Source organism: Nonomuraea sp. LPB2021202275-12-8 (assembly GCF_037044575.1).
Taxonomy (GTDB): domain Bacteria; phylum Actinomycetota; class Actinomycetes; order Streptosporangiales; family Streptosporangiaceae; genus Nonomuraea.
The window spans coordinates 1-9,974 of sequence record NZ_JBAHWD010000076.1; the positions used below are offsets into that span (position 1 = coordinate 1).

At 70.9% G+C, this 9,974-nt stretch carries 9 protein-coding genes; 6 read left to right on the forward strand and 3 right to left on the reverse strand.

Annotation, left to right across the window (positions count from 1 at the left end):
* Positions 1–227 precede the first annotated feature (227 nt).
* The gene (locus V5E28_RS48270) at positions 228–3,197 is read left to right on the forward strand and encodes an AfsR/SARP family transcriptional regulator (RefSeq protein WP_336217056.1); all 2,970 of its coding nucleotides are present in this window, start codon (positions 228–230) and stop codon (positions 3,195–3,197) included.
* Positions 3,198–3,474: 277 nt separating this feature from the next.
* Here V5E28_RS48270 and V5E28_RS48275 read toward each other — a convergent pair whose 3' ends face one another.
* Complete coding sequence (locus V5E28_RS48275) at positions 3,475–4,872, reverse strand: class I SAM-dependent methyltransferase (protein WP_336217057.1); 1,398 nt, start codon at positions 4,870–4,872, stop codon at positions 3,475–3,477.
* Between the two features lie 151 nt (positions 4,873–5,023).
* Here V5E28_RS48275 and V5E28_RS48280 point away from each other — a divergent pair, with 151 nt between their 5' ends.
* The gene (locus V5E28_RS48280) at positions 5,024–5,326 is read left to right on the forward strand and encodes a hypothetical protein (RefSeq protein ID WP_336217058.1); all 303 of its coding nucleotides are present in this window, start codon (positions 5,024–5,026) and stop codon (positions 5,324–5,326) included.
* 13 nt (positions 5,327–5,339) lie between these two features.
* On the opposite strand, the gene V5E28_RS48285 is transcribed toward V5E28_RS48280, so the two are convergent.
* Positions 5,340–5,936, reverse strand: coding sequence for a TetR/AcrR family transcriptional regulator (locus V5E28_RS48285; protein WP_336217059.1), 597 nt, complete (start codon positions 5,934–5,936; stop codon positions 5,340–5,342).
* A complete protein-coding gene (locus V5E28_RS48290) occupies positions 5,933–6,463 on the reverse strand; it encodes a GNAT family N-acetyltransferase (protein ID WP_336217060.1) in 531 nt (176 codons plus the stop codon). Before V5E28_RS48290 ends, V5E28_RS48285 begins: the two co-directional genes overlap by 4 nt.
* 59 nt (positions 6,464–6,522) lie before the next feature.
* Here V5E28_RS48290 and V5E28_RS48295 point away from each other — a divergent pair, with 59 nt between their 5' ends.
* The 4 genes from V5E28_RS48295 to V5E28_RS48310 all read left to right on the forward strand — a co-directional run bounded on the left by V5E28_RS48295 (position 6,523) and on the right by V5E28_RS48310 (position 9,971).
* Complete coding sequence (locus V5E28_RS48295) at positions 6,523–6,999, forward strand: winged helix-turn-helix transcriptional regulator (protein ID WP_336217061.1); 477 nt, start codon at positions 6,523–6,525, stop codon at positions 6,997–6,999.
* 33 nt (positions 7,000–7,032) lie between these two features.
* On the forward strand, positions 7,033–7,848 hold the full coding sequence (locus V5E28_RS48300) for an SURF1 family cytochrome oxidase biogenesis protein (RefSeq protein ID WP_336217062.1): 816 nt from the start codon (positions 7,033–7,035) through the stop codon (positions 7,846–7,848).
* Positions 7,849–7,858: 10 nt separating this feature from the next.
* Positions 7,859–8,602, forward strand: a complete 744-nt coding sequence (locus V5E28_RS48305; RefSeq protein ID WP_336217063.1) for a tyrosine-protein phosphatase — start codon at positions 7,859–7,861, stop codon at positions 8,600–8,602.
* Between the two features lie 172 nt (positions 8,603–8,774).
* Positions 8,775–9,971 carry an amidohydrolase family protein gene (locus V5E28_RS48310; RefSeq protein ID WP_336217064.1) on the forward strand — a complete coding sequence of 399 codons (1,197 nt, stop codon included), beginning with the start codon at positions 8,775–8,777 and terminating at the stop codon, positions 9,969–9,971.
* Positions 9,972–9,974 lie beyond the last annotated feature (3 nt).

Below are 9,974 nucleotides of genomic sequence, written 5' to 3' on the forward strand. Positions count from 1 at the left end.
CCAAAAGGGCGGGGCCTCGAGTTTTCCTGGCCCCATATTCGTTCGAGCGTGACCGCCCCCGTGTTTCCTGGGTCACGCTCGTGACTCAAGGATGCGGGGCGGGGCTCAATGGCGGATCAAAGGCCGATCAACGCTTCGGTTAACGAATGGTCGCATGCCTAGGTGCTCGGCGACGATGGATCTATCATTTGGTAACAAATCGTTCCATTGCGTTGGAGACAAGCGACATGGCTGGTCAGGACGACGAAGGCGGGCTGCGGTTCGCCGTGCTGGGTCCCGTCCGCGCGTGGCGCGATGGCCAGGAGCTCGATCTGGGGACCCCGTTACAGCGGTCGATTCTCGGCATGCTGCTCCTCCGGGAGGGCCGCGCCGTCACGCCGGCCGAGATGATCGACGCCGTCTGGGGTGAAGAAGCGCCCCCGAGGGCGCTCGGCGCGCTACGCACCTATGTCTCCAGGCTGCGTACGGTGCTCGAACCCGACCGGCCGGCCCGCTCCCGTCCGGACCTGCTCACCTCCGTGGGGAGGGGCTACGCGCTGCGGCTGTCTCCGGACTCGCTCGACCTCACCCGGTTCGAACGCGCCCTCACCGAGACCGAGACCGCGCGCCGGGCGGGCAGGCTGTCGTCCGCCGCCGAGGGGCTGCGCACCGCGCTCGGCCTGTTCGAGGGCGAGCCGCTGGCCGGAGCCGTCGGCCCCTACGCCGAGCATCAGCGCGACCGGCTGATCGAGTGTCGCATCAGCGCGATCGAGTCCCTCATGGACATGGACCTGGAGCTGGGCAAACACGCGGCGGTGGTCTCGGAGCTGATCGCCCTGACCGCCGACCACCCGCTGCGCGAGCGGCTGCGCGCCCAGCTCATGCTGGCCTACTACCGGTGCGGGCGGCAGGGCGACGCCCTCCACGTGTTCACCGAGACCCGCGAGGCGCTCGTCGACGAGCTCGGCATCGAGCCGGGCCCCGAGCTGGCCGCGCTGCACCAGCGCATCCTGGCCGCCGACCCCACGCTGGCCGCCGCCGAGGTCGCCGCCGAGGCGCCCGCGCCCGAGGAGGAGCCCGCGCCCGAGCTGCCCCGCCCCGCGCAGCTACCGGCCGCGGTGAGCGACTTCACCGGGCGCAAGGAGATCGCCGGGCGGCTGCGTACCCTGCTGTCGGCGCAGTCATCCGCCGAAGGCGTGCCCGTGGCGGCGATCTGCGGGATCGGCGGCGTCGGCAAGACCGCGCTCGCCGTGCACGTGGCGCACGCGACCGGCGACGTGTTCCCCGACGGACAGCTCTATGCCGACCTGCGCGGCTACACCGACGAGGCCACCGCGCCCGAGTCGGCGCTCGGCGCGTTCCTGCGCGCGCTCGGCATCCCGCCGGACGTGATCCCCGAGGTGCCGGCCGAGCGGTCGGCCCTCTACAGGTCCATCCTCGCCGACCGGCGCATCCTCGTGCTGCTCGACAACGCCCGCGACGCCGCGCAGGTCAGCCCGCTGCTGCCGGGCACGCCCGGCTGCGCGGCGATCGTCACCAGCCGGGTCAAGCTCGCCGATCTCCCCTCGGCGAGGCTGATCGACCTGGACGTGATGGAGCCCGACGAGGCGCTGTCGCTGTTCGCCGCGGTGGCGGGGCCCGAGCGGGTGGCGGCCGAGCACGCCGCCGCCATGGACGTGGTGGCCGCGTGCGGGTTCCTGCCGCTGGCCGTGCGGATCGTGGCGGCCAGGCTGGCGGCCCGGCCCTCCTGGACGGTGGCCTCGCTGGTGCCCAGGCTGGCCGACGAGCAGCGCCGCCTGGACGAGCTGCGAGTGGGCAACCTCGCCGTCGAGGCCACCTTCGCCCTCGGGTACGGCCAGCTCGAAGCCTCCCAGGCCCGCGCGTTCCGCCTGCTGTCGCTGCCCACCGGGCCGGACATCTCCGCGGGAGCCGCGGCCGCGGTGCTGTCGCTGAACGCGCGGCAGGCCGAGGACATGCTGGAGTCGCTCGTCGACGCCAGCCTGCTGGAGGCGCCCGCGCCCGGCCGCTACCGCTTCCACGACCTGCTCAAGCTGTTCGCCCGGCGGGCGCTGGAGAAGAGCGAGCGGCCGCAGGCCCGCACGATGGCGCTGCGCCGGCTGCTCGGCTTCTACCTGGCCTCCGCCCAGACGGCGCACCGGCTGGCCTACGAGGGCAGCATGATCTCCGACAACCTCGTGGTGGTAGGCAGCGGGCACGCGTTCGGCTCGACCGACGAGGCCGTCGCGTGGCTGATCGCCGAAGGCGACTCGTTGTTCGCCGCGATCAACCAGGCCGCCGCCTCCTCGCGCGCCGCCGAGCAGCTCCTGCCCGCCGCCGACCTGCTGGTGGCCATGGAGCCGCTGCTGGAGTCCGGCACCCACACCCGCGAGTTCGACCAGGGGACGCGGGGCGTGCTGGCCACCGCCAGGCGGATCGGCGACCAGGCGAGCGAGCTGCGGGCCCGCTACGTGCTCGGCAGGGTCCTGTTCGCCGGCAACCGGCTGCCCGAGGCCGAGGAGCAGTTCGAGATCGTGCACGAGCTGTCGACGGCACGCAAGGAGAAGATCGTCACCGGCGAGGTGCTGAACGCGCTCGCCGTCGTCGTGGGCCGCCAGCGCCGCCACACCGAGGCCCTGGCGTGGTTCGAAGCGGCCTCGCGCTGGTACCGGGAGAACGGCGTGCCCGCCGGCGAGGCGCTGGTGCTCAGCTATTCGGCCCGCGACCACCTCGGCCTGGGCCGACCCAAGGACGCGATCGCCGCGGCGGAGAAGGGCCTGGCCATCTTCACCGAGATCGGCAGCGGCGCCGGCACCGCCCGGGCCCGCTATCACCTGGGCATCGTGCTGTCGCGCGTCGGCCGGCTCACCGAGGCGGTCCACCACCACGCCGAGTGCCTGGCCTTCTTCAGGGCGAGCAAGCAGCGCGTGTGGGAGCAGCGGGTCTGCTCCCGGCTGGCGGAGACGTTCATCGCCGCCGAACGCTACAGCGATGCCGTGCGCCATGCGGAGGAGGCTCTGGTGGTGTCGAGGGAGATCGGCCACCCGTACGGGGAAGCGCTCTCCCTGACGGTGCTGGGCAAGGCGCTCACGGGGCTCGGCAGCACCACCAGGAGCGTTGACTGCCTACGGCAGGCGTTCGACATCTTCACCCGCCTCGGCGCTCCGGAGGCCGGGGACCTCAAGGTCCTCCTCGACAGCGCCCAGGTCGTCGAGTCCTGAGTACAGCTCGTCGTCCAGACGTGTCATCCACACATGGTTAAACAAGGCTGTCCTTAGGGAGTCACGAAACCCCGCGGTCCGTTCGAGAGTGGATCGGCCCGGCCGGCCATCTGACCGCCTCGCGTCGCTAGGGGGCCCGGTTATCCGGATGCTCCGCGCGGCGGCTAGCCGCCTCACATCGACGACCGGCCGGACCCGACACGGTCCTCGAACCCCCCAGGTCCGTGTCGTAGTTCACAGCTTGCTCCCTGGGGGTCAACAACCAATCAACGGCGAATCAAAGCAGGAAGTAGCGCTCGGCGATGAGTGGCCGGATGGCCTCGGCATGCGGGATCGCACCATCCCCCACCAGCTCGGCGATCACGTTGAGCAGCGGCCCGAGCGCAAGCTCCCCGTCGCAGACGCCGGCCAGCGCGGCCTCGACCGTGCCCACCTCCCTGCTGCGGCGCAGGCCCGTCGTCTGGCGCAGCACGATCCGCATCGGGTCCTCGGCGCCGGGCAGCCCGACGCGCTCGTCGAGCAGACCGTCCGCGGTGCGCAGCAGGGCGGAGTCGAGGTCCCGGACGCGGTGCGCGGCGGCGATCGCGTCCAGCACGTCGTCGACATAGTCCCCGACCGGGAGCGCGACCCGGTGGGTGAGCTCCTCCACGCGCACCACCGGGTCGAGCGTGCCGGAGTTTCGCATGGTGATCCAGCCGAAGCCGATCGCCTCCACCTTGCGCTCCTCGAACCAGGCCAGCCAGCGGTCGTAGTGCTCGGTGTAGCCGGGAGTGCCGTGCTCGGCGGCGTCCCTGAGCCAGAGCTCCACGTATTCGGCCGGGTCCTGGACGTCGCGCTGGACCACCCAGGCGTCGCAGCCGGTCTCGCGCAGCCAGCCGCCGACGCGGTCACGCCAGTCCTCGCCTTCCACGTGCAGCCAGCTCGCCAGGAAGTGGGCCTGGCCGCCGGGATTGAGGTGGCGGGGCGTGCGCCGTACGAGATCGCGGCAGAATCCGTCGCCGTCGCGCCCCGTCTCGCGGTAGGTGAGCTCCCCGCCGGGAGAGACGACGAACGGCGGGTTGGACACGATCAGGTCGAACAGCTGGTCCGTCACGGGCTCGAAGAGCGAGCCGGTGCGGGACTCCACGCCGGTGACGCCGGACAGCTTCCAGCTCAGCTCGGCCAGCTCGATCGCCCGCGGGTTCACGTCCGTCGCCGTGACGTGCTGGACCCGGCCCGACAGGGACAGCACCTGCACGCCGCAGCCGGTGCCGAGGTCGAGGGCCCGGTCGACCGGGCGGCGGGTGACGAGCTGGGCCAGGTTGGCCGACGCGCCGCCCGCGCCCACGACGTGGTCGGGACGCAGCGCCGGGTCGCCGGGCCGCACCTTGCGGTCGGAGACGACATAGCCGTCGTCCTCCCACGGCTGCAGGTGCACCTCGGCCCGAGCCTGCGTGCCCGCCACCCTGACCAGACCCGACTCCAGCACCGCGGCGGGCAGCTCGCGCGCCTCCACCTCGGCGCCGAGCCACCAGAGCCGGATCAGCGCGGCCAGCGGATCTCCCCCGGCCGTCGCCCGCAGCGCCGGCACCAGCTCCTCGCGAGCCAGCGCCGACGCCGCCACGTCGCCGAGTCGCTCGCGAACGCCGTCGATCGTGTATCCGGTCTCCAGGAGGTGATCGCGCAGTCGTTCCACGTCCCCATCCTTTCACCGCAGAGCTCCACGCATGATCCGATACCGACAGTGATCATACTGTTACCCAGATACCCAAGCGTTCTGCAAGCGTGGGACAAGTGGGACGCGATAGTTCTAGAGAGCCCGGCCCGCCGTTCAAAGAGGAGCGGACATGCTCATCCCCTGTCTGGCCTGCGAGTCGCGCTTCCTGCCTGACGAGTACTTCGGGGCCTGCTGCGACTACAACCGCGGCCTCGACCTGGTGTTGTGGACCTGCCCCCGGTGCGGCAACCACGACGACCTGCGTGTGCTGCCCGGCGAGCTCGGGTTCGGCTATCCGCACCGGGGCCGGTTCGACGTGCACGACCGCGTACGCGTGCCGGGGCTGCGCCGGCAGCGCGGCGATCTCCGGCTGGACATCTCGCTCAACAGCTCGAGCTGGCGGGTGTCGACGCGGATCCGGCAACCTGCCTGACCCGCGCGGACCGCTACTCCTCGCGCTGGCGCAGGCTCTGCCAGGCCGCCTCGCCCAGGCCCTTGATCTCTTCCTCGGTCGGGGTGTGCGCCCCGGCGAACCACAGGCGGCACATCTCCTGTGACGGGCCGAGCCAGAGCACGTAGCACATGGTGGCGTGGACCGGCTGGAGCATGCCGTTCTTCATGTGCGGCTTCCACCAGTCGGCGACCTGGCGGAAGAAGGCACGCCTGGCCTCGGCCACCTCGGCGCCGCCGGGCTCCTGCTTGCGCGGCGGGCGCTCGCTGATCAGCAGCCGTGCGCGCTCCGGATGCTCGCCCGCCCAGCGCATGTGGAAGGCGACGACGGCCTCGATGCCGTCGCGAGCCTCCTTGTGACCGACCAACTCGGCGAGGAACGCCTCCTGGTAGGCCTTGAGGATCTCGAAGTAGAGCACGCCGAAGACGTGTTCCTTGCTGGCGAAGTGGTGGTAGAAGCTACCGACGCTCACGCCGCTCTCGTCACGGAGGCTGGCCAGGGTGGTGGCCGAGACCCCGTCCTGGCTGAAGCGGCGGAGGGCGCCCTCGATGATCCGGGTCCGTCCGTCACGTCCGTTCCTGACACTCTTCACGTCGTCAATGGTGGTCCACCAGAACCTTGTTCCGCAAATACCGCCGCCTGTTGGATCATAGCGGTCACCTCCACCGACCCTGAAGCGACCTTCATCTCGGCCTCCGGCCAGATCCTCCGGATCATCCTCAGCACCCGCCGGTTCTCGCCCAGCACGTCCATGCCGACCGTGGTCGCGCCCCGCACCGCGGCCCTGAGCAGCAGCGTGTCGATCAACCTCGGCCCCAGCCCGAAGCCCTGCCACTGGTCGGCGACCACCACGGCGATCTCCACATCGGCCACGCCGCCCCGGTAGCTCATGGCGTGGCCGACGATCTCTCCCTCGTGCACGGCGACGAGCGCGTCCCTGCGCTCGTTCACCTCGATCAGCGCGCGCACCACGCTGGCCGCCGGGCGGGTGACGCCGGCGAAGAACCGCAGAGTCTGCGTGTTCAGCGAGAGGCCCGCCAGGAAGCGGCGGATCCGCTCCTCGTCGCCGCTCCTGGCCGGCCGGATGAGGATACCGAGCGGCAACTGAGTTCCGAGCATAGACTCAGCTTGCTCCTCTCCTCTGAGTCTGTCAACTGAACTCAGGTATGATATGAGGCATGAACGTTCCTTTCCGGGTGAACAACTGCTCGATCGAGCGCACCCTGGACATCGTCGGGGAGAAGTGGACCTTCCTGGTGCTGCGCGAGGCGTTCGCCGGCGTCCGCCGGTTCGCCGACATGCAGGCGGTCACCGGCGCGCCGAGGCAGGTGCTCAGCGCGCGGCTGACCCGGCTGGTCGACGAGGGCCTGCTGCGCAAGGAGCCCTACCGGGAGCCGGGCCAGCGGCAACGCGACGAATACCGGCTGACCGACAAGGGACGCGACCTCTATCCCCTGCTCGTCGCGCTCATGCACTGGGGCGACAGATACCTCGCCGGCGAGGACGGCCCGCCCGTGCTGCTGACCCACCGCGACTGCGGCGCCCCCGTCGAGCAGTATTTCCGCTGCACCGAAGGGCACGAGGTGGCCGGCCCCCGCGAGGTCTCCCCGCTCCCCGGGCTCCGGCGCGGAACTCAAGACCGCCTGACCGGATGAAGGAGCATCGCCCCAGGTGCCTACCCTTGAAGCGTGTACCGGTTCCTGTTGACGCCTCGCTGGGTCGCGCTTCACATCGTCGTGCTGCTCGTGATCCCCGCCTTCGTGTTCCTGGGCCGGTGGCAGTTCGGCCGCTTCGAGGAGCGCTCGGCCAACAGTGACGTGGTCACCGGCAACATGACGAGCGCGCCCGTGCCGCTCGGCGAGCTGGCCGGGCCCGGGCAGCCGGTCAAGGAGTCCGACCGGTTCAAGAACGTCGCGGTGTCCGGCACGTACGACATCGAGCACGGCCTGGTGGTGCGCAGGCGGCCCCAGGACGGGCGGCCCGGCTTCTACGTGCTTACCCCGCTGGTGACCGGAGGCGGGCAGGCCGTGCTGGTGAACCGGGGATGGGTGAAGGCCGGCGCGACCGCCGACACGCCCCCCGAGGTGCCCGCGCCGCCGACCGGTCAGGTAAGTGTCACCGGACGGCTACGTCCGGGCGAGACCGAGGAGAGCAGCGGGCTCAGGGAACGCCCCGGGCTGCCGCCGGGCCAGGTGCTGCTCATCGACCCTGCCAAGATCGGCCAGACGCTGCCGTACCAGCTCGTGGGCGGTTACGTGGAGCTGACCGAGCAGCGGCCGGAGAGCCCCAGCGCGCCCGAGCCGGTGCCGGCGCCCGACGTGGGGGCGGGTGGCGGGCTCAATCTCGCGTACGGCGTGCAATGGTGGCTGTTCATCGGGATCGCCATCGGCGGCTGGGTGCTGCTGATCCGGCGGGAGCTGGCCGACAGGAAGGCGCAGGAGGCCGAGCCTGAGCCCGGATCCGGCGACAGCGCTCCCCAGCAGGCGGAAATTTCCACCAATTAAGGTGTTGAGCATGATCCGCCACATCGAGTTCGCCAATGTCCACAATTTTCGTGACGTCGGTGGATATGCCACCAAGGACGGTCGCACCGTCAGATGGCAGCGGCTCTACCGCGCCGACTCCCTCGGCTGGCTGACCGGGCAGGACCTCGACACCTTCCGCGCGCTGCGCGTGAAGACCGTCATCGACCTGCGGCATCCGATGGAGGTCGAGAAGGCGGGACGGGTACCCGAGGAGCACGGTCTGGCCTACCGCAACCTGCCCATCGAGGGACGCCGCTGGAACCTCGCCACCTACGACGGCACGCAGGGGGTGGCGCGCTTCCTCGCCGACCGCTACCTGGAGGTGACGGAGGACGGCGTCGCGAACCTGCGCACCGCTGTGACCACCATCGCCCAGGCGGACAGCGCCCCCGTCGTGGTCCACTGCGCGGCAGGCAAGGACCGCACCGGCCTGCTCACGGCCATGATCCTCTCCCTCGTGGGCGTACCGGACGACGACATCGTGGCCGACTACGCGCTGACTGGCCTGGCCACCGAGCGCTTCATCGCGGACTGGCGCCGCCGGCACCCCGAGGCGAGCATGTGGGCCGGTTTCGGACTGGCTCCGGCCGAGACGATGCGGCTCTTCCTCGACGACCTGACCAGCAGGCACGGCTCGATCGAGGGATACGTCACCGGCGTGCTCGGCCTCGACGACGCGGCCATCGGCGAACTTCGCGACCATCTCCTGACTGGATCGATCTCATCCGGGTAGTGGCGCGGCGGGGTCCGAGACCGGGGCAGCACCCTCGTGAAAGCGGACCCCCATCCGGCCCGGGGTCGCCCATCGTCCCCCTCCCGGCGATCCCGGGTCCGAACCCTCTCGGATACCCAACGGAGACGTCGCAGCTTGTTCGACGTTATCCCGCCGTCGTACGGTTACCTGCGTGACTACGCCGCTGCTTCCCGACCCGGACCCGAGGCGGCGCGACTATGTGATCATCTCGGCAGACGATCATCTGATCGAGCCACCTGACCTCTTCGAGGACAGGCTGCCGGAGAAATACGCCGAGGTCGCGCCCAAGGTCGTCGAGACCGAGGCCGGTCACCAGGTCTGGCGCTACGGCGGTGCCACCTACCCGTGCGCCGGGCTGGACGTGGGTGCCGGACTGCCGCGCGAGCAGTGGACGCTGGACCCGGTCAGGTTCGACAGCATGCGTCCCGGCTGCCACGACATCGAGGCCCGCATCGAGGACATGGACCTGGCCGGCATCTGGGCCGCCCTGTGCTTCCCCGGCATGCTGGCCGGCCAGGCGGGCATGCCGTTCGCCAGGACCCGTGACCAGGAGCTCGGCCTCGCGCTGGTCAAGGCCTACAACGACTGGCACATCGACGTCTGGGCGGGCACCTACCCCGAGCGGATCATCGGCCTGCAGCTCCCCTGGCTGCCCGATCCCGACGTGGCCGCCAAGGAGATCCGCGCCAACGCGGCGCGCGGCTTCAAGGCCGTGGTGTTCCCCGAGTTCCCGACGAGGCTGCGGCTGCCGTCGATCCACACCGGCCACTGGGACCCGTTCTTCGCCGCCTGCGAGGAGACCGGCACGGTCGTCTGCCTGCACACCGGCGCGTCGAGCTGGTCGCCCGTGCCGTCGCCGGACACCCCCATCGAGGCGATCACCACGCTGATGCCGACCAGCGCCATGTTCGCCTGCGCCGACTGGCTCTGGTCCGGCCTGCCGCTGCGCTTCCCCAACCTGCGCATCCTCATCGTGGAGGGCGGCGTGGGCTGGCTGCCGATGCTCGCGGAGCGGGCCGACTACGCGCTCGACCACCCGGTGGCGGGCGAGGCGGACTGGGACGGCGGGATCAAGCCCAGCGAGGTGCTGCGCCGCAACTTCTTCTTCGGCACCCTCGACGACCACGCCCTGTCCGGCGTGCGGCTCGCGGTCGGCCTCGACCACGTGCTGCAGGAGAGCGGCTATCCGCACTCCGACTCGACCTGGCCCGACACCCAGAAGGCGGTCTCGCGCAACCTCGGCGCGCTGCCGCCCGCCGACATCGCCAGGGTGGCGTACGGCAACGCGGCCCGCCTTTTCGGGCACCCGCTGCCGTCGCGGGCCTGGCTCAGGATGGAAGAGATCTAGCCT

What these genes read in the sequence shown, in the direction of transcription:
- V5E28_RS48270 (WP_336217056.1), top strand. Translation starts at nt 228, where the DNA reads ATGGCTGGTCAGGACGACGAAGGCGGGCTGCGGTTCGCCGTGCTGGGT.
- V5E28_RS48280 (WP_336217058.1), top strand. Translation starts at nt 5,024, where the DNA reads ATGCTCATCCCCTGTCTGGCCTGCGAGTCGCGCTTCCTGCCTGACGAG.
- V5E28_RS48290 (WP_336217060.1), bottom strand. Translation starts at nt 6,463, where the DNA reads ATGCTCGGAACTCAGTTGCCGCTCGGTATCCTCATCCGGCCGGCCAGG.
- V5E28_RS48295 (WP_336217061.1), top strand. Translation starts at nt 6,523, where the DNA reads ATGAACGTTCCTTTCCGGGTGAACAACTGCTCGATCGAGCGCACCCTG.
- V5E28_RS48305 (WP_336217063.1), top strand. Translation starts at nt 7,859, where the DNA reads ATGATCCGCCACATCGAGTTCGCCAATGTCCACAATTTTCGTGACGTC.